The organism is uncultured Tateyamaria sp. (assembly GCF_947503385.1).
GTDB lineage: Bacteria > Pseudomonadota > Alphaproteobacteria > Rhodobacterales > Rhodobacteraceae > Tateyamaria.
In genome coordinates, this window is sequence record NZ_CANNDO010000008.1 from 16,551 (window position 1) to 34,150 (window position 17,600).

Genomic DNA, 17,600 nt, shown 5'->3' on the forward strand with positions numbered 1-17,600 from the left:
GTCCAAATGCGGACCTTGGATTTAATGTGTTCACTTTACTTGCAAAAGAACATCGATCTCGGATCACGATTACTCCAACCCCAAAAGGCAACTACACGTTTCCAGTCCGAATGGTTATCGATGTTTGCATCAGAAAGCGTGTGGCTTGTTTCAGATAAGTCAGAAAAGCCCAAGCAGGCTTCGATGTCGAGATCAACAAGCTCAAAGCTAAGTTGAATGTGACGAAGGACAGAAATTGCTCCGAAGACAACCATCAGGGCGGCCCCACCCACTTGATAGTGCCAAGAAAAAAACTCCGGAAAATCAACGGTACTGCTCAAGCTTACGTATAGGAAAAGCCCTGCGTACGCTATGAAATAGCAGAACCATTTTCGGTTCTCGTCTATCGATAGGAGAATTGCTTCTCTAGCGTGACGATATTGGTGACCGCTCTCAACTTTTCCATCGAGGATGGCTTGAATTCGTGTCCAAAGCTCGTGCCTACAAACCTGGCGCGAGCCCTTCTTGAATTTTCCGGTTTTGGGATCGCGCACTCGATGATCGACATTCAAGAGCTGCATAATTTTCTCGAACCCGTCGCTATAGCGAGTGTGGTGAACTAACTCTCGTTCTTTGGTTCGCAGGCGAATTGGTAGCAAAAGCGCAAAGCCGCGGAGACCCCAATCAAGAATGAACGCTAGGACGAGCAGTGAGATAAGACTGGTGATGACGGCAACATACGCAGCTGAACCGATGCCAGAAAAGATATTGCCACCGATTGCGTTTAAGGTAGGCCAACTGACTTCTGCCTTTGATAGCTGCATTGCGACTGCTTCAAGGGCGGCTGCCAGTGCAGACCAAACTTGTTCTACGTCTTCAGGGTTTGAACGCTCCGGCATTTCCTCTGGGACGGACTGCCGAAGAGATGCAGCAAGTGTTGTTGATATAGCCCCCCACATCCAGTTGAGCGCGCCTGATACTGCATTATTAAATACTATCAATAAGATAATAAAATTTACTAGAGGAGGAGCAAATACTCGCAACGCGCGGCGGGCGAAGGTATCAAAGTTGTCCCAATGAAAATGCATAAGTATAGCCAAAATGCGAAGAGTTTTGCAATCGTTCAGCACAGTGGCATCGCTGTCAACTTTCAATACAAGTCAAGCAGGTTTGCTTGTACCGAAAGTTCGCAATCGCAGCGAACGGCTGGTTCGACGGGCTGCATCGCAGCAAGCCGCGTTGGGCACCAAGGTCCGGGATGGCCGTCCCTATAATCAGTTGTTAGCGGGGTCCCGGGCTTTGCTGCATCGGCACCGGGGTCCGCTGTGAGCCCATTGTGTCTCAAGGACATGGCGCGTTCTAAACGCCCTTTTGGTTGCTTGGTCCGTGGTCTTTAACGCGTCGCTGCAACTCACGCTCCGGCTTGTGCGGACGCACTGCAACTACTCTTTTGGCCTCAAATTCACGACCATTGTCGGCTTTGATTTTGAGAACACAATCCAATTGCGAAGATGATTGAGATACAACCGTTACAACAGCACGATCCACCCATGCGTCGGATAGATTTCGAACTTTCAAGTGTCGTTGGAATGAAAGCCGATAGTAATCAAGCGTCTGTTGAAAAACACTTACTATTCCCTTTTCGCGCGTCAAATGAAACTGCAACTGCTTTTCATGCGTCGCCTGGAGGAACGACTGAAATTTTCCCAAGGCCCAATAGCCATCAATATCGTTGTATCGACTTACAAAGCTATCCAGCAGATCGTTGCATATGCCTTTAAATTCTTTTCGCCGCCCCATAGTTAGCTCCGAATATCTGGGAAATGGCTAAAACCTACCAGTTCGCGCCCCGGCATTCTCATACGCAGGGCGTGTTCGTACAAGGTATCGTTCCCAATGGCAACTTCGTCCCGCGTTGCGGAATTCGATTGCAGCCCAAATCGAGCACGTGCAGCGAATGGCGGCAAAGCGGTCTCGACCGCAGAATCTCAAACGGGTGCAGAACGGCAGGAATGGGCCGGAATTACTTCATGATCCTAAAAAACGCATTTCGAACGAAGGTTTTGGCATGACCTATGCGCACAGGTTCGGCATCAAATTGACTGCCCAAGAAGGCCTGCCTCATAGCGCATCCGCAACCCTAAGACATTTGTCATTCCTTCTTTTGCGACAGGATCATCAGGGTTAATCCGTAACGTTTCGGCATAAATCTTCTCCGCAAGATCTAGCCTTTCAGTCAGGTCTGCCCCATCTTGCCCGGTTTCCGCCCTCAGCCTCACATAGCTGAGCGTTATGCTTGCCAGGTTCACGGCAGCTTCGCGACTGTAGGGCATCAGGTGCGCCGCCCATTCCGTCCAGTCCATGGTTTTTTCGAGCGTTTCGACAGAGGAAACCTGCCGATGGAGAAACAGGGCGCTGTTTACGACCGTATTGGCGAAGAAAAGCCGCGCCTCCAGGGCCTGACTGGGCGTCAAATCAGTGCGGCCCACGTCCCCGATGCTGGCCCATGCCATGTTGTAAATTCTTTGCAACGGCTGCCACAATTTTTCGGACGCTGCGTGCGTGTGGCCTTGCATATCCTTTCCAGCAACCTCGTTTTCGTCCTCGATAACCTCTTCCAGTCGCTTGCCGACGGCTACCACGTCGTTCGGGCGCAGCAGATCCCTAATGGGGCGCGCCTCAGTCCGCAGCGCCAAGGCACCCACAAAAAGTGGCGCCGCAAAGCTTGATCCAATTGCGCCCGCCGGTTGCAACACAGAAAAGTCGAGGAAGGGACTTTGCGCGAAATCCGGTCCCGCCCAATACGCTTCTTCGTGCCCATTTTGGAAACGGCGATCTTCTGTCTGAAACCCAATGGACAACACGCTCGGCGTTCGCGCCGGACAGGAACCGATGTCTTTCGCGTTGCCACAGGCCGCAACGACAACGGATTTTTTGCCTTGGCACATCGCCTCAACCTTGTCGCAAAAGCATGGCTCCAGCGGGCATGAACCGGCATGAGGCGGAGCAAGCTCTTCGGACATCATGTGTCCCGCCGCGTCGACGAAATCGAACGCGTTCAGGGCATCTTTTATCGTTGGGCTCAGAGCGCGGCTCATTTCGGTCTCGGAACCAAGGCTCATGCAGATGTAGTCAACATCCATTTCGAGCGCCATTTTGAGGGCTCTTCGCACGTAGATCGCGTTGACCTCTCCATTTTCCATGATTGAAAAATGGTGGAGCTCGCAGGCAGGAGCGACAGTTTTCACCAGCAGCGATACCAAGCTGCCGTGAACATCGGGAGTGTCGGACCCAATGACATGGGTTGTGATGTCCGAAAGCGCCGGAATGGTTGTGTCAGGATGCGAGTCGATGACGGCAATCCGCGAACCTTGCCCATTCAAGCCGTCCTTGTGCGCCCAAGCCACCGCTTTCCAGAACGGGCCCTCCAGCGGCACTTTCCATTTTTGGGAAGCCCGATCGTATTTCCTAAGGAAAGCCTCGTCGTCCTCGGACCCGAACAGCGACAGTCCCATGGCTATGGTTCCTCGCTTTCCAGTTCTTCGAACAAATCTACACGACCGAATTTCGGCTCACCGTCGGTCTCACTGTCCTCCACGCCGAGCCGCCTAATCCCGCTCCGATCGTACCAGCGGGTGCCGTAAACCTCGAAGGCGACAGTTGCCACCGTCCCGTCCTCGCTGGGCTCGGGAACACGTGTGATACTGCCAGAGCCGCTTGTCTTGGTCAGCGACACGCCCACATGAGCAAGTCGCCCAAGGTTCAGCACCGCGTCCGAGCCGCTCGCTTCAAGTTTCCATTCAGAGCTTTCAGAGACCAAAAGAATCCCGGATGCCGCGCGTTTCACCAAGAATATGACGTCAAACTCTTTGGCACCTTTGAACCGCTTCAGTTCTTCAATCACCTTTTGCTTGTGCTTGAAGACTTCGTTTTGAGTTCCATCCAATTGCAGCAGGCATCCGCCTTGTTGGTCGAACCCGAAACTGATTTTACCCTGGGCAACTGGTCCAATATTGCCATTCGCGCTGACACTGGTACCACTTTTGTGGAAGGAGGCAAAGCCTGAGGCGGCTTCTGTCATCCCAAACTCAGTCTCGAAAATCTCGGGCCGTTCGCTCCACTCGCTCACATGCCCCCGCTTTTCAAACTTACCGTTCTTGAATATCCCGTAGTCCCCCACCCTCAGCAGCGATGTGAAACGGGTCAGGGGATAAGTCCCGTCATAGTCGAAGTGCTTTCGGTAACTGCGCAGAAACTCTCTCATAAAATCGTCCTAAATGATAACGTCGCGCGCATAGGTTGAATGCATTAATTCTGTTTATCAAGCCTCTCGTCTCCGACAGTGACAAACCTGTTTCCTAGAAGTCCGCTATCCAGGCTGCTCGTGCTGAAATCAGATCATAAGACCAATGACCGCTTTGGGCCGTGCGCAAAGGTGCCTTAGGGCATTTCGTTTGCGCTAGCCGCTACCTATGTGAACAGTATGCGTTTCGCTATGTTTGATAATGCCAAGATTGAGGCAAGCCCGGGCGTTACTGGAACTTGTCCTGGTTGCAAGTCTCCATTGGTTGCCAAGTGTGGTACTAGAAAGGTCTGGCACTGGGCGCACCATGGAAAACGCCATTGCGACAATTGGTGGGAACCCGAGACGCAGTGGCATCGCTCTTGGAAGGATCGTTTTCCCAAGAACTGGCAGGAGTACCCTCTGCGCAGCAACGAGGGAGATTTGCATTTTGCAGATGTCAGGACGCCGAGTGGCCTGATTATCGAAATTCAACACTCGCATATTAGTGATCAAGAGATACGCGTCAGAGAAAAGTTCTACGGCGATTTAGTTTGGGTTGTTGACGGAACTCGGCTTAAGCGTGATCGTTCCACTTTTCTTTGCGGCATGAACGAAAATCGCGGACTGCGAGGAAATCCAGGTGAGTATATGTTCAATGGAAATGGGCGCCAGATCACCCGGAGGTGGGCAGTCAGCGAAAGACCAGTATACCTAGACTTTGGCGATACGGGACTGTTGCATTATTTTTGTAGGTTCACAGTAACCCGGCAGGACGTCAGGGTCATGCGGAGGTTTCGAACAGTCCGCGGATGAACTCGATCTCGCCTCTGATGCCTGGTTGTTTGTGATGGATGTGGCCACGTTTTATCGTTCGGATTGTTTCGAGGCCGCTTAGTGTCACTTTGGCTGATCGAAGGGACCGAAAGCTCTGCCGATACCCAAGCAGCCGCTTCATGGCCGCGTGATCGCTTTCGATCAGGTTGTTCCGCCACTTGCGATCGATATGTCGGATGCTGTCGAAATGCGGATCATATCGGTGATTGATATCGCGGATGACGCGCCGGTAGGCGTGCGCTTTATCAGTACAGATGGTGACCGGTCGATGCAGCCGTACGCGTTCGATTGCCTTGTTGAGAAAGGCTTTGGCCGCCTTTGCATCTCGGGGCGCGGTGAGCCGAAAATCGACCATCTGGCCGTTGGCATCGATGGCGCGCCACAGGTAGCGCCATTTCCCGCCGACCCTAATGTACGTCTCGTCAACATGCCAATCGAGGCTCGCCCGGCGCAGACGCGTCTCGGTTCGTTTTGTCAGTTCCGGCGCGAACTTCTGAACCCAGCGATAGACGGTCGACCGATCCACAAAGATACCGCGCTCTTCCAGAAGATCGACGACATCCTGATAGGACAGGGGAAACCGCAGATACCAGCGCACAGCGCAAAGGATGATATCGCACGGAAAGCGGTGATGTTTGAACGGTGACGGGTGCGGCATGTTCAACCTCAAAACTCCAAACTTGTCCGCACAAGCCGAATAACGCAACAGTCCCTTTGAAAAGGAGCTTCTATTAATTGCTTTGACGTTCTGATTATACTCAACAGTGATTTTTTGGGCGATGCAAAAGGAAGATTTTTATGACGCAGCATTACGAACCGTGGGCACGGGCCCGCATACGATATTTTTATAGTCGTTTTGGAAGTCAAATTCGCGAACGGTTCGAACAAACACCGTTCCCCGTGTCGATGATAGTTGGCGTAGCAATCGAGGAAACAGGTTATATTTGGAACGCGTTCGAAAAACGTAATCTTTCAGACGAGCAGTTTCTTGGCCTAATTGTTGGCGATAGCTATGGCTTTGGGGTTCGTACCCGCTGGCCTACTTCGAAGGCACAACTCCTTTCAGAGACGGGTGGCAAAGATGTCTTCGACGCTATGCGTCAAGCGCTAGAGGAAAGAGCCGCATTGGTTGGTGGCCATGCCGCACAATATGTGCGAAACCCCAACAACATAATGATGGCTTGTGGGCCGTGGCAGTATGATCTGGGCTTTGTAAGATGGGCGGGCCCTGAGTTCTTTGCTGAAAGAAAGTGGCGCTCTTTAGAGCAATGCATGGCCGTCTTTCACAAAGAGATCGAAAACCGGAGGAACGCACTTAGGATGCCGGTTCGCAACCTAAGTCGATACCAAATGGCGTTAATAGCCACGGCCTATAATACAGGTGCAACAGGTTTTAAGCCTGCTAGGGGTTTGAACCAGGGAAACCGTACGCAAGGAAGATGGTACGGCCAACGCGTGCATGACTTCATAGGTTATGCGCGCAATATCATCGGAGATTCATACCCTGATCGGTAGCTTTGGGTTCTTGACTGGCCTTCGCGGCTTACCCGGATGAATGTCCGCTTTGACGGACAGCGTTGCAGCGACCAAGTTTCAGGAAGAACGGCAGCTATGGGCCGTCCTCGACGTTGGGAGCAGTGTCAGTCGCTGAGACGCTGCCCTAAGCAGATTCATTCGATGCAGCCTGGCATCAAAGTTTCGGATATTCCCGTAGCGGATCTCATTCGACTCTATAACCGTATGTCTTACAGTGACATCAGATTTGCGAGCCTGAATGCGACGTGAAGAGGACAATGGGTAAGAAGTTTCTTTTTGTTTTGGTGCTCGCAGGCGCTGCGATTGCGATCTTCGTAACGAATGGGCCAGGCTTGCCTACATCGAGGCAATCGACACCTTTCCTCCCGGTTGTTCACCCTGACGGGACGAAGGAATTTCGACTTGTCAATGCGGGTGTTGATCAGCGGAAAGGCACATTAGACGACGAAGAGTGGGTTCTTCGCATGCCGGAAGGTCTTTGGGCCAAATCCCGAGACGAGGGTCGTACAGCGCGGCAAATAGAGGAAAACCCCAACTATCCATATAATCTGAACTTTTCGTTCGTCCTCAAGCTGCCGGGGCTTGATTTCATGCCATCCCCTTTCGAAGAGGTTCGGTATGATCGCGCGATGATTACCGTGCACGCGGGCCAGGAACCATATGGGTCTGGCGCATTCGAAGGAGGGCTGGAGAACCCGTTTTCGGTTAAACATGACCTCCGTGCCAACTACAATTGTCGACGTGACGCCATGGTCGGGCCGGGAGTATACGCTCTCCGAAGCACGACAGAGGCAGAGGCAGCGGAAATGGTACTACGGTTCAAAGATCGGATACAGCCAGCGGTCCTGCGCCGGTTCTCACCGCCCGAATGCAACCGGCCGCTCTCAGGAGCACTCCGCCAAGAATACGCGATTTACGATAAACGAGGGCACGGCGTTGGCTTTGGCACTTGCGTGGCGTTGAAAAGCTCCGATCTACAAATTGGTCCGAAAGGCACCTGTAATTTCAGGTTTTGGCTACCTATCGATAGAGAGTTTTCAGTAGGCCTGCGCTCTGAGTATGTGCCGGTTGTTCAGAGCCTTTACCTCCGGGTGGTCGACATTCTCAAAGATGCAACTGATACGACTGAGTCCAAAAATGCTGGCACGTGGGGAAACCGGCTGTGATCGACCGCATAGTGCGATAGAGGACTTTCATTCCGAATTTGCCAATGGCAGTTCTGTCCGCTCTTGAGACGTCGACCACGACCAATATCGCGCAGGCGCAGCGAATGACCGCTAAGCGGGCAGCGACTGCAGAATCTCAAAGCTAGGTCGAAGGTGCGCAAAGGGCCGCCTTTGCCAGGGACAGCAATTCTTTAAGTCACGGCTTTGGCGCATTGGTAAAAAGAGCTTTGAACAGTTCTTCTGACCGACGTAAGCCGTCGTTTGTAAGCACGACAGACTTTGCTTTGCCGACCGGATCCAAAATGAGTCCCTTTTGGCGCAGCCGACCGAGCACGTTCCAGTCATAGCCCTTCCAAGCGCGTCGCCGGTCGTGGAGCGTCAGCCAGAGCAGCGCCAGAACCGCGTCGTCAACACTGTCCTCATTGATCTCCATATTCATAGGGAACGGCAACAACTTGGGTTTCGTCAAGCTTCAATGCAGCTTATGGCCTGAGAGATCAGAGACTGCTTTGGGTCCGTGAGCTACGACATCTTCTGAAACCGTCGGTTGGCCACAGATCGAACAATGCTGTCATACTGTCTCAAGACGGAATTTTAGGAACTTCTCCCCTTCGTACTCGATCTGGCCAACCGGCTTTGCGCCCAGTCTGCCAAGCGCTCCTAGGTTATTGCGAGACGGTGGCAACAGGAAGGTCACAAATGGAATGCGGTCGTCTGCTATGGCGAATTCAACCGCCTTCATCGCGATGCGCCGTCCTAGGCCGAACGCGTTAGGCTTCAGAACCAAACCGAAGTCCCACTCTTCGCCTTCTTTCTGGAAACCGCCCCACCCGACATAGACGTCGTCGACCAGAAACGCCCAGTGCCCAAGCCCGTCGCGCGCCCAGTATTCCTCCTTTTTGGAGACAAACCCGGCCGCAACCTTGCTGTCCCACGCAAAGGTCAAAAGCGGCATGTGTTCAGCGACACGTGGGTCGGACATGTGAGCTACGATTTCAGATGGCTCAATTTCTGTGAGCCGGACAAATGAGATGTCATCTTTCAAGTTACTGTCCTTCAGCGTCCATATTCGGCCTGCGCGTATCGCAGGCGCCCCGTTCATTTGAGATTGGGGTAAGGCCCGGGTATCCGGGCCTTCCAGTTGCGGGAGACATAGCCGAGCGTCCTTAGTGCTTGGACTTTTGCACCCTGTTCCAAAGATTGATCATGCTGATGTCTGCCGTGATGACAGAGATCTCCTGATCAGAATAATGCGCTCGCAGATCTCGCCGAAGGTCTGACAAGTCCATGTCCCTATCAAGGTACGTCAGCGCTTCGGTCCAGGCGAGGACCGCCTGTTCGGCTGGCGAGAAATGGTCCGCCTCTCGCCAGACAACGAGCGTATCGAGCTTTGCCTGCGAAACACCTGCTTTGCGTGCCTGGTTGAGGTGCATGGCCACACAATAGGCGCATTGATTGATTTGAGACGCCCGAAGCTCGATCAGCACAGACAGAGCATGATCCAGGCCATGATTTGCCATCAGTGCATGGGTATTGCCGAGATGCCCGAATATCTCGGGCTGGTTCTTCTCGTGCATCAGAGGTGGGTTGGTATCAGTCATGGATGTGTCCGTTTTGGTTGGGGTTAAGTGTAGTGCACGTCAGCGACGATCGGCGCCGGCTTCCACCGCCACGCCATCACAACGATGGCCGCCATCGCGATCAGTTGAAGAGCAAGATGGTAGGCGTCATCCAGGTCGATGGGCGCAGGCGGGGTCATGGTGACCGTCGTTATGAGTGCCGCGACGAATGTGAGCGGGCGGGCGAAACGACGCTCCAGTACAAGTGATAGCGGCACCATGGAAATTGGCACCGAGACGACCATGCCACCGATCAACATCAATTCTGCTGTGATCTCCATGCCGTTGAACTGGCCCGTCATGATGGTTTCGAGGAAACCCGGCATCACGAATTGATGGAGATCGCGAAAGATGATGTTGAGCAGGATGAAAAGCCAAAGGGCCGCGAGTTTTATGTGAGTTTCTGCTGGACGCATTTCTGTGTTCTTTCCTTTGCTTGTAGGGTGTTGATCGTGGTTTCGGCCCCGAGATTTTCGGCGTGCACTGGCGCGCTTTTCTTGCTGCACCAGCGAACGGTCGATTGCCCAAAAATGGACACCAGCAATACGCAAACGCATGGCTGGGAATGCGGTACCCGTTACCGAAGCGAAGGGCGGGTCGGCTTGCTACTTGGACAACAAAGGGTGGATGGCGGCAGTTGGGCTAAGCGCTGCCCAGATGAGAAACAGGCCAACCGTCCCAAAAATAGTGGCATAACCCCGTGAAGATGCAGTTGGAGCAAACACCAGAACTCCCGCAGCCCCGACATTGGAGACGATGCCCATCAGCACAGCCGCCCAAGGAAACACGCCGTTCATGCTTTGCCAAAGACCCACACTGTAGCCCACGAGCAAAGCTGTAGCAGCCATTCCGTAGAGCCGGAAAAGGGTCGAGGAAGCTGCGGCGACGCCGGTCATGGTCTCGAGCTTGTGTCTCGGCAAGAACAAGAACGGTCCCGTCACCAGAACAACTGTCACCACAATCTTCGCACCAAGTATCAATGATATTGCAGACATGATCTGAAACCTTATTGTGAACTCAGACGCCTCGTAATGGAGCTAAAACCGAATGTCAAACCCAGATACTACATTTCGTCGGCAATCCCCTGTTCCCATAGACAAGTGCGGGGCAGCCCTCGCGACCGACATCATGTCAGATCGCTGGACAATTCTGATTATGCGCGAGGCATTTTACGGTGTGATGAGGTATGATGACTTCCGCGCCGACATCGGCATACCGCGATCAGTTTTGACGGACCGCCTCAAGCGTCTGGTCGACGCCAAGATGCTCGAGCGCGTACCCTACCGAGAAGGCACATCCAGAACCAGATACGGATATGCGCTTACAGACGTTGGTATGAGCTTTGGTCTGACCCTACTTGCTTTAATGGCCTGGGGGGACGCGCACTTTGCGGAAAACGGAAGTGCGATAACGATCGTCGATCGGTCAACCGGAAAGAAATTGAAGGTCGCCATAGTGCCCGAAGAAACGCCGGAAGTCAGCATAACCGGCGTGAGGATTGTTACGAACTAGGTCGGACGAGGAGCGTTGATCCGTCGCGGAACGAGCCGCAGGTCTGACGCATTTTTGTGCGCCAGCACGCCCCATCACGACACGACTAGGGCGCACATCCGCCAAACGCCTTTCCGCGTGAGTGTTTGCTCTGTCCCGGGGGTTTCCCGTTCAACTATTCTTAGATCGCGCGCCCGCCGCGAAAGTCCTATCTGGCGGCCGCAACGCAGCGGTGTGAACACCTGGCCAATGGCAGGTGAGGGCCGCTCATGGCGGTAACGATAATGGGACCCATTATCGTTGCCTTTAACTGATGCGATTTGGCCTAAGTGGTGGGCGTCAGCATTGAGGAAGCTGCGCAGCACCATTTGACCTCAACTTCAGCGTCAGCTCCGCGAAACAGGTAGCAGGGGGATGTCGACCGTTCTCTGGAACAGTTCGCTAAAGCTCGAAGAGCGATCTTGCAGAACCGGTTATCTGGGCGGCGTGTTTTCTTAGTCTGTTTGGTCCCCGTGATCAGAGTCCGAAGCAATCTCAGGGGAATGCGTCATCAGACGGATGTTGAAGCTGTTGTAATACCAGCGACGCAAGGTGTCCCATGCACCGGGCATGCCTTTTCGCCCCTCGACCGAATCGAACAGCTCAAAATAGCGACTATCGCCGCAATGACTGTCGAGAATACGCATAGTTGTCTCTTCTCTACTTTGAATGGTCTCGTCCCACGCATGAGTGCGCGCGGCAAAATAGGGTTCGAAAAATCCATAGTACTTCTGGGTATCCTGCCAGAACGTCTGACAAATGGTGGCCTGATCACATTGTCCACGGACTAGGCACAGGCTTGCCTCAGACGAGATTGCCCAAACCGCGAACAAGGCGTCAACTACCTCGCGCTTCTTGGTCATATGCAAGGCCAGATCTTCCAGCGCCTCATAGATCAGGCTGCCGTCCGCTTTATGCCGTTCGATCAGTTTCTTCCAAAATGCTGGTGCGTTCCACTCTCGATCTAGCACAAGGCGGGCGACGAGGACATCCTCGGTCTGATAGCGTTCATAGATATTCAAACTGCGCTGGATCCGGGTATCTTGCTGGCGCTGCAGGTATTCGTTCAAAGTCACAAGCAAACCAAGGATCGCCAGAACAGCCTTGACGGTCGTATCATGACGTTTGAACCAGCCTTCGGATTGCGATGCCTTGCGACGTGACACACGCCGATAGACTGCCTGCTTCACGATACCCCGTCTTAGGCGCCTCACTGACGTCTCCAGTCCTCAAACGCGCGATTGAGACGTTCTCCGTTTTGATCCCAAAAGTCCTCATCAAGTTCGAAGTGGCCGAAGACGCCTTCCATCTCACGACAGCACGCTTTCCGGCAGCCCCCACTTAATCCAACGCAAGGGCAGGTTCCCGCAGAGCAGGCTTGGACAAACTGATCGTTATCTGGCGGTTGACCGTTCAACTCGTCCACCGGGACGGAGTATCTGCCGTCTGTACCCTTGATGAAGGTTTCAAACCCTTTCGGACTGGTGGCGTATTCCAAGAACGATGCTGCCGCGTCGTTGTCTGCTGCCTGGGTTGGCATGGCGAGATAGTCGTGCTGCACTAGCATGAAGTCGCGCGTTGCCCCCAGCGCCGCACCGCTCTGCATGGCGCTGTTGAGCGTCCCGGCCCACAGGATTGCAAATGTTGCGTTGCCTGAGTTCAGGCTTTCGACCGCTTTTGCGCTGTTTTGGGTCCAGAGCGCATGCGGCACAAGCTGGTTGAGCTTGCCAAAAGCACGGCGAATTCCATCATCTGTTGCCAGGACGTCATAGATGACACTGTGATCAACACCATCAGCTAGCAGTGCCATTTCCAGTAGTCCTTTGGGAGACTCCTGCAGAGCACGGCCACCAGGCCGGTTGTCGACGTCGAAGAAATCAGCGGGACTCATCTGCCCGTCAACAAGGTCGGTGCGATAGCCAATGGTTCGCCCGTAAGTGACGAAAGGCACGCCGCAGTTTGTCGGGCTTGTCAGATGGCTAAGGTCAAGGTTTATATCCGCACCCGCATTTGCCAGCTCCCCCGCCGCGCAGAGTGCGCTTTCCTCCTGCCCAGAGAGCATCAGCACATCAAGGTCATGCGCCATAGCCTGTGCGGCACCAATGGGCACCTCGCGTATCCCTACGGACTTGGACGATTCCGCGCGCCATGCATCGACCACACTGCTTTCGTATTGCTCGCTGAACGGGCTTGCAGGCAGGCCGATGTTGACCTCCTGCGCGAACGCGACGCTAGCCACGAACATCGTAGCCAAGGCAATCAGACTAGAGAATTTTGATCTCAGCATATTGGAACCTCGTGGGTGATCAGTTGACGGGTGTTGGGGCTGCGGGGTTTACGCACCCAGCCGCAGCCCCGCCAAGGTGCCGACAGAGGGAAGCGCTATCGGCACCTATCCGTGCTTGCGCTTGAACAGGCACGGATAAAGGCCCAGACAAAATCGGTCTGCATGCGGGTGGTAACATCGCCAGTGAAGAACCAGTTCGGATTGGGGCTTCCGACTGGGCCGGTGCGTCGGGGTGTCGGAAGGAAGATGGGGTTCATCTGTCCCGCAGAATCGTAGGCAGCGCGCGAATGGCAAGTGATGCAGCTTGATGTCCGCTGAAAACCGCGCTCAATGATGGAATTTGCCAGAACCTTTGGTCTGCCGCGGCCATCCGTGAAGTCTATCTGTGTGCCGCGAAGTATGTAGTTTTCCCACTTGGTTCCGGACACCACCGCTGGCGATTTGTCGCATCCCGTCGGTTGCGTCGGGCAGGTGTAGGCATCAATCGACGGATCGAGCCACCCTTCATGTCCGGCGATTCCTCCGGCAACCTCGCTTTCGCGATTGTCGATATGTTCGAAGGTTGCCCAGAACCAGTTCGGCAAATCCTTCGTCGTGATGTGCAAAGCTGTCAGGCCATAAGTTTTCTGCGCACCATCTGCAGTGATCGTCGTCCAGTGATAGCGGGGCTTCTCCGCCTCGGTGATCTCGCGCCAGCGCGCCTTGATCTCCTTTGCATTGCCGGGGAAGTTCATCACACCGCTCGTCGGATCAAAGGCGGACTGCAAGCCTTCGAGGCTATAAAGCCCGTTTTGCCGGACGAAAGTATAGGTGGACTCGTTCATGCGTGTTTCATTCACACCAACAGGAAACACTTCGTCGATCTGCGGCACGGCCAGTCCATCGAAGAACGCTAGCTGCTGTATGGGTTGAGTATCAACATCTGAACTGCTCCGGGCAACAAGAGGGGCGCCGGCAAGCAACCATGGCCCGGGATCACTGCCCGCAATGTTGAAAACCTCACCGGCGGAACCCGTGCGCACATTTCGCCACAGCTCCCACGTCGCGGATCCCTCACCGCCTAGAACGGCGGAAGGGTCAGCAGCCTGGTTGGCCGGGTCTCCGGGCCAGTTAAGCCCCACAAACAACTGCCAGGCGTAACAGTCTGGTTCAAGAATGGCGGCAATTGTATCGTTTGGCTCTTGCCACAGGTCCACCCCCGCAGCGAGGTCATCGGCACAGCTGGCGTAAGCGGTTGAGCAGGCGAAGAACGCCGCGACCGCCGCAAGCGGCCTGAGTAGTCTCTGTCTCATGTCGGCTCCTTTCATGGAGTTTTTCCTTCACTAATCCAGCGCTCAAACAGGTCGACATCGGTGGCAGGCCAGGCACCATCGCAGGGCATGGAACCGTCACGTAGCCGCGCCAGAATGACATCTGCGTGGTCGGTGACTGCATCATGCGATCCCAGATCGAGGTTTCGCACAGCGATCATCATGTCGATGTCCACGGGTCGAAAGAGAGGGCGGATGTCGATTGCAAAAGACAGCTCACCGCCCTCAGGCAACACCTCTGCACAACCCGGCATTCCGATGGGTGCGTGAAAGAGCGTTGTCTTGGCATTTGATTGGGCGTGGCAGCGGACCCCTGCCAAGGGCCTGTCCGCCCCCCAGTAGTTCTCAATGTCGATTTCAGGGATCACGGCGCTTGCCGTGACCGGTGCCAGCACCTGCGGCACAATAACGTCCTGAGGGGGCGGCGTTGCGACAAAGTCGAAGTCCTGTACGCCATCTTGGGGTTCGGTCACATAGACATGCGCAACCAGGCGGGGGTCTGACCAGAGAGGCGTTCTTGTCCGGCCCATGGCCGTGATCACCAGATTGGGCGGGTTGGACTTCTGCAGCGCCATAGTCACGCTGTCGACAGCATAAATGCGGGTGGTCATTTCAATCTCCTTCGTTTCAGAATTTGATCCCCAGCGACACCTTGAAACTCTCAACCTTGGTAAGGTTGTCGCGGGTGCGCCCGTGTGTGTAGGTCAGGTCGAAACTCGCAATCTCCTTATCATCGAGCGGGAAGGACAGGTTCGCGATGCCCTGCGTGGCCTCAACACCTGATTCCAGATCGCGGTAGTGGGAAATTTCCAGCCCGGCTTCGGCCACCGTGCGCTTGGCATTGCGAAACTTGACTTTCGCACCCAGGTCGGCCCCGACCCAGAGGTAATCCTGGCCGTTGCCAAGCCCGGTGTTTCCGCCCGTGTCGCTGTGATAGGCATCCAGCCGAAATACAGAGCTGGTGGAAAAGATAACTTTGTCCTGCCGATTGTCCACCAACGCGTTGTGGTTGAGCGGCCCGAAGACCGGGACATAAGCCACTTCCAGTCCATGGCCCTTTGCATCGCCATCTAGCCCGAACCGATAGTATGGCACCACATCGAGAACGCCGTAGGAAAAGACCGGGTTGCCAGGCAGGAACATGGCTTCATAGATCAACCCGACCCGGCCCGTGCCCGACGTGACGCCCGCAGAGGTGCGTTCGCCGTCGATTTCCGCAAAGGCAATCAGAGATGAAGACACCAGCGACGGGAAGAGACCTGCAAGCGCGCTTGGGGAGCGGGTTTCCTTCAGCACGTAGCCAAAGGCGGCATCCGTCGAAACCGTCCAGCTGTCGGCAATCCCGTCGCGAGTATAAGAAAACTTGGCGGCACGCCCGCCGGTGAAGGTGCGGCATGTGCCAAGCTCCTGCCCGATCTGCGTGCGCACCATGTCGTTGCGCAAGAAAAAGCGCTGGCTGTCCACGCAGGTGCGTTTCGGGATCTCCTTGCCGCCGGTCAGGTCAGTGTCCTGCGCGGCCACCGTCAGCGGCAAGGCTGCAAAAGCCAGAGCACAAAGCAGATGATTTCGCATGTGGTATCTCCTTCAGGCGATCACGACAAAGCCGTTCGCGCGGTAACGTTTTCCAATTTCGATGCAGACCCCGCGAAAGATCAGCTCATCAGCGAGATCGCCATAGGCGGGGATCACGTCATCCCTCTGGAACACCGCAGAATTGGCAATGATCTGAAGCGCCAGCGCAGGTGCATTGCCCTGCTGGAAAAAGAGAGACATCTTGTCGTCAATCTCGATCCCGGCGACGCGCAGATGCGGGTAAAGCCGGAACATGGTGCGCTTGAACTCAGCCCAGATGTTGCCTGATACGCTTTGAACCGGCCCGGTTTCGGGGGTGGCAAAGGGCGGCCAGGGCGGAAACGGACCACCTGGCACCGGCGGCACGGGAGGCCAGCCTGGCGCCGGGGGCCACTGGGGAGGATCAGGGCACCAGGGATGAGGGGTCAGGCCCTGTGGTTGGTACGAGAGCCATCCGCTAGCACCAAACGCCCCGCCCCGTGCGGCTTCGGGGAATGCGCCTGGCGGCATCGCACCGCGTTCCAGCAGGTCATCAAGCGTTGCAAGGCGCAGGTCCAGCTGATCCAGCACAGTTGGCATGTCACAGGCAAGCGCATATTCGCCTTCCGGCAGGCTTTCGCCCTCTCCAGCCATGTGCAGGCCAACAACCGTGCCGGAGCCGGGGCTGACCCAGCAAGCCCCGCTGTCACCCAGCGTTGAGATCTCGGTCTCAGGGTCAGCGTCATCCTCCGGAACAAGGCGGAAGCCCTGGATTTCGAAGGCCTCGTAAGTACCCGGGCCAACTCGGTGCAGGACACGGTATGTCCCCTCACCATCCACGCGTGCGCGGGTCAGTCCGCTCCCGCGGCCGTATTTGCACAAGACATGGCCCAGTGTGGAACTGCGGACCCCGGCGAGACTGATGTTGAGCTGCCTGAGCGCTGGATACCAGGGGCGATGGCCGGTTAGCGTGGCAAAGGCTGCGTCGCCGTGGCGCGACAGCATCGACTTTTGCAAGGTGGCAATTGGGACCCGATCACTGCCTTCGCCATAAATTGGGTCCCCCGCCTGCCCAGCATAGGTGGAAAGGACGTGCCAGTTAGAGAGAATGCCCGTCGCACCGGTTTCGTTGTCAATCGCGATCGCGCCGATGGTCCCTGACCCGGTCTGGGGCCGATGACACGCGCTGCCGGATAGCAGGGCCTGGTCACTGCGCTGCTGACCAAAGCCAAGCTCGCGCCGCGCGCGGTAGGGACCAGTGATCACATCAATGGGTACGCCATCGACGTCTTTGGCGATCTTCTGCGCATCTGATATCGTTTCTAGCGGCAATTTGGCCGTAACGTGCACGCGCAAACACAGCTCCTCCGTGCGCTGGCCCCCGACCCACCGATACCCGACATCAAATCCAGTGACGTTATCGATGTGCTGATGCATGCCACGCAGCTTGTCCAGCTTTTTGCGGCACTCCTCGGCCGTGAAGGTTTTGTTCGCCTTTGGCAT

The 17,600-nt window shown here is 55.2% G+C and carries 20 protein-coding genes; 4 read left to right on the forward strand and 16 right to left on the reverse strand.

Going from position 1 to position 17,600, the window contains the following annotated elements; all coding sequences use genetic code 11:
* Window positions 1-35: 35 nt before the first annotated feature.
* The 4 genes from Q1A85_RS19430 to Q1A85_RS19445 form a co-directional block, all read right to left on the reverse strand.
* Window positions 36-1,109, reverse strand: coding sequence for a hypothetical protein (locus tag Q1A85_RS19430; protein WP_299693533.1), 1,074 nt, complete (start codon window positions 1,107-1,109; stop codon window positions 36-38).
* Between the two features lie 229 nt (window positions 1,110-1,338).
* On the reverse strand, window positions 1,339-1,779 hold the full coding sequence (locus Q1A85_RS19435; RefSeq protein WP_299693536.1) for a hypothetical protein: 441 nt from the start codon (window positions 1,777-1,779) through the stop codon (window positions 1,339-1,341).
* A 293-nt stretch (window positions 1,780-2,072) separates the two neighbouring features.
* Window positions 2,073-3,494, reverse strand: coding sequence for a S8 family serine peptidase (locus tag Q1A85_RS19440; RefSeq protein WP_299693538.1), 1,422 nt, complete (start codon window positions 3,492-3,494; stop codon window positions 2,073-2,075).
* Window positions 3,495-3,496: 2 nt separating this feature from the next.
* Window positions 3,497-4,243 carry a hypothetical protein gene (locus Q1A85_RS19445; RefSeq protein ID WP_299693541.1) on the reverse strand — a complete coding sequence of 249 codons (747 nt, stop codon included), beginning with the start codon at window positions 4,241-4,243 and terminating at the stop codon, window positions 3,497-3,499.
* Window positions 4,244-4,474: 231 nt separating this feature from the next.
* Between Q1A85_RS19445 and Q1A85_RS23010 the strand changes: the two genes are divergently transcribed.
* Window positions 4,475-5,077: a competence protein CoiA family protein gene (locus Q1A85_RS23010; RefSeq protein ID WP_366140616.1), complete on the forward strand. Its 603-nt coding sequence runs from the start codon at window positions 4,475-4,477 to the stop codon at window positions 5,075-5,077.
* On the opposite strand, the gene Q1A85_RS19450 is transcribed toward Q1A85_RS23010, so the two are convergent.
* Window positions 5,046-5,756 (reverse strand): IS6 family transposase, encoded by a 711-nt coding sequence (locus tag Q1A85_RS19450; RefSeq protein ID WP_299693856.1) that lies wholly within the window; start codon window positions 5,754-5,756, stop codon window positions 5,046-5,048. The two genes, Q1A85_RS23010 and Q1A85_RS19450, sit on opposite strands and share 32 nt — an antisense overlap.
* 140 nt (window positions 5,757-5,896) lie before the next feature.
* On the opposite strand from Q1A85_RS19450, the gene Q1A85_RS19455 reads away from it, so the two are divergent.
* Together Q1A85_RS19455 and Q1A85_RS19460 are read left to right on the forward strand one after the other, a co-directional pair.
* A complete protein-coding gene (locus tag Q1A85_RS19455) occupies window positions 5,897-6,613 on the forward strand; it encodes a hypothetical protein (RefSeq protein WP_299693544.1) in 717 nt (238 codons plus the stop codon).
* 278 nt (window positions 6,614-6,891) lie between these two features.
* Window positions 6,892-7,800, forward strand: a complete 909-nt coding sequence (locus tag Q1A85_RS19460; protein ID WP_299693546.1) for a hypothetical protein — start codon at window positions 6,892-6,894, stop codon at window positions 7,798-7,800.
* 196 nt (window positions 7,801-7,996) lie between these two features.
* Here Q1A85_RS19460 and Q1A85_RS19465 read toward each other — a convergent pair whose 3' ends face one another.
* The 5 genes from Q1A85_RS19465 to Q1A85_RS19485 all read right to left on the reverse strand — a co-directional run bounded on the left by Q1A85_RS19465 (window position 7,997) and on the right by Q1A85_RS19485 (window position 10,414).
* Window positions 7,997-8,233, reverse strand: a complete 237-nt coding sequence (locus Q1A85_RS19465; RefSeq protein ID WP_299693549.1) for a DUF6429 family protein — start codon at window positions 8,231-8,233, stop codon at window positions 7,997-7,999.
* 138 nt (window positions 8,234-8,371) lie between these two features.
* Entirely contained in the window at window positions 8,372-8,845 is a 474-nt protein-coding gene (locus Q1A85_RS19470) for a GNAT family N-acetyltransferase (RefSeq protein WP_299693552.1), read from the reverse strand.
* A gap of 121 nt (window positions 8,846-8,966) precedes the next feature.
* Window positions 8,967-9,401, reverse strand: a complete 435-nt coding sequence (locus Q1A85_RS19475; RefSeq protein ID WP_299693555.1) for a carboxymuconolactone decarboxylase family protein — start codon at window positions 9,399-9,401, stop codon at window positions 8,967-8,969.
* Window positions 9,402-9,424: 23 nt separating this feature from the next.
* The gene (locus Q1A85_RS19480) at window positions 9,425-9,976 is read right to left on the reverse strand and encodes a DUF6326 family protein (protein ID WP_299693558.1); all 552 of its coding nucleotides are present in this window, start codon (window positions 9,974-9,976) and stop codon (window positions 9,425-9,427) included.
* Window positions 9,977-10,024: 48 nt separating this feature from the next.
* The gene (locus Q1A85_RS19485) at window positions 10,025-10,414 is read right to left on the reverse strand and encodes a hypothetical protein (protein WP_299693561.1); all 390 of its coding nucleotides are present in this window, start codon (window positions 10,412-10,414) and stop codon (window positions 10,025-10,027) included.
* 133 nt (window positions 10,415-10,547) lie between these two features.
* On the opposite strand from Q1A85_RS19485, the gene Q1A85_RS19490 reads away from it, so the two are divergent.
* A complete protein-coding gene (locus Q1A85_RS19490; protein WP_299693564.1) occupies window positions 10,548-10,931 on the forward strand; it encodes a helix-turn-helix domain-containing protein in 384 nt (127 codons plus the stop codon).
* 473 nt (window positions 10,932-11,404) lie between these two features.
* Here the strand turns inward: Q1A85_RS19490 and Q1A85_RS19495 are convergent, their stop codons facing one another.
* The 6 genes from Q1A85_RS19495 to Q1A85_RS19520 all read right to left on the reverse strand — a co-directional run bounded on the left by Q1A85_RS19495 (window position 11,405) and on the right by Q1A85_RS19520 (window position 17,600).
* Window positions 11,405-12,139 carry a hypothetical protein gene (locus Q1A85_RS19495; RefSeq protein WP_299693567.1) on the reverse strand — a complete coding sequence of 245 codons (735 nt, stop codon included), beginning with the start codon at window positions 12,137-12,139 and terminating at the stop codon, window positions 11,405-11,407.
* A gap of 20 nt (window positions 12,140-12,159) precedes the next feature.
* On the reverse strand, window positions 12,160-13,236 hold the full coding sequence (locus Q1A85_RS19500; RefSeq protein WP_299693570.1) for an extracellular solute-binding protein: 1,077 nt from the start codon (window positions 13,234-13,236) through the stop codon (window positions 12,160-12,162).
* A 95-nt stretch (window positions 13,237-13,331) separates the two neighbouring features.
* A complete protein-coding gene (locus tag Q1A85_RS19505; RefSeq protein WP_299693573.1) occupies window positions 13,332-14,543 on the reverse strand; it encodes a hypothetical protein in 1,212 nt (403 codons plus the stop codon).
* Complete coding sequence (locus tag Q1A85_RS19510; protein WP_299693575.1) at window positions 14,540-15,157, reverse strand: hypothetical protein; 618 nt, start codon at window positions 15,155-15,157, stop codon at window positions 14,540-14,542. Before Q1A85_RS19510 ends, Q1A85_RS19505 begins: the two co-directional genes overlap by 4 nt.
* A gap of 16 nt (window positions 15,158-15,173) precedes the next feature.
* The gene (locus Q1A85_RS19515) at window positions 15,174-16,118 is read right to left on the reverse strand and encodes a hypothetical protein (RefSeq protein WP_299693578.1); all 945 of its coding nucleotides are present in this window, start codon (window positions 16,116-16,118) and stop codon (window positions 15,174-15,176) included.
* Window positions 16,119-16,130: 12 nt separating this feature from the next.
* Window positions 16,131-17,600 carry a hypothetical protein gene (locus Q1A85_RS19520; RefSeq protein ID WP_299693580.1) on the reverse strand — a complete coding sequence of 490 codons (1,470 nt, stop codon included), beginning with the start codon at window positions 17,598-17,600 and terminating at the stop codon, window positions 16,131-16,133.

Bases quoted from the DNA above. Each gene is read 5' to 3' on its own strand.
- Q1A85_RS19435 (WP_299693536.1), bottom strand. From the start codon at position 1,779: ATGGGGCGGCGAAAAGAATTTAAAGGCATATGCAACGATCTGCTGGAT.
- Q1A85_RS19440 (WP_299693538.1), bottom strand. From the start codon at position 3,494: ATGGGACTGTCGCTGTTCGGGTCCGAGGACGACGAGGCTTTCCTTAGG.
- Q1A85_RS19445 (WP_299693541.1), bottom strand. From the start codon at position 4,243: ATGAGAGAGTTTCTGCGCAGTTACCGAAAGCACTTCGACTATGACGGG.
- Q1A85_RS23010 (WP_366140616.1), top strand. From the start codon at position 4,475: ATGTTTGATAATGCCAAGATTGAGGCAAGCCCGGGCGTTACTGGAACT.
- Q1A85_RS19450 (WP_299693856.1), bottom strand. From the start codon at position 5,756: ATGCCGCACCCGTCACCGTTCAAACATCACCGCTTTCCGTGCGATATC.
- Q1A85_RS19455 (WP_299693544.1), top strand. From the start codon at position 5,897: ATGACGCAGCATTACGAACCGTGGGCACGGGCCCGCATACGATATTTT.
- Q1A85_RS19460 (WP_299693546.1), top strand. From the start codon at position 6,892: ATGGGTAAGAAGTTTCTTTTTGTTTTGGTGCTCGCAGGCGCTGCGATT.
- Q1A85_RS19465 (WP_299693549.1), bottom strand. From the start codon at position 8,233: ATGGAGATCAATGAGGACAGTGTTGACGACGCGGTTCTGGCGCTGCTC.
- Q1A85_RS19475 (WP_299693555.1), bottom strand. From the start codon at position 9,401: ATGACTGATACCAACCCACCTCTGATGCACGAGAAGAACCAGCCCGAG.
- Q1A85_RS19480 (WP_299693558.1), bottom strand. From the start codon at position 9,976: ATGCGTTTGCGTATTGCTGGTGTCCATTTTTGGGCAATCGACCGTTCG.
- Q1A85_RS19485 (WP_299693561.1), bottom strand. From the start codon at position 10,414: ATGTCTGCAATATCATTGATACTTGGTGCGAAGATTGTGGTGACAGTT.
- Q1A85_RS19490 (WP_299693564.1), top strand. From the start codon at position 10,548: ATGTCAGATCGCTGGACAATTCTGATTATGCGCGAGGCATTTTACGGT.
- Q1A85_RS19500 (WP_299693570.1), bottom strand. From the start codon at position 13,236: ATGCTGAGATCAAAATTCTCTAGTCTGATTGCCTTGGCTACGATGTTC.
- Q1A85_RS19505 (WP_299693573.1), bottom strand. From the start codon at position 14,543: ATGAAAGGAGCCGACATGAGACAGAGACTACTCAGGCCGCTTGCGGCG.
- Q1A85_RS19510 (WP_299693575.1), bottom strand. From the start codon at position 15,157: ATGACCACCCGCATTTATGCTGTCGACAGCGTGACTATGGCGCTGCAG.
- Q1A85_RS19515 (WP_299693578.1), bottom strand. From the start codon at position 16,118: ATGCGAAATCATCTGCTTTGTGCTCTGGCTTTTGCAGCCTTGCCGCTG.
- Q1A85_RS19520 (WP_299693580.1), bottom strand. From the start codon at position 17,600: ATGCCAAAGGCGAACAAAACCTTCACGGCCGAGGAGTGCCGCAAAAAG.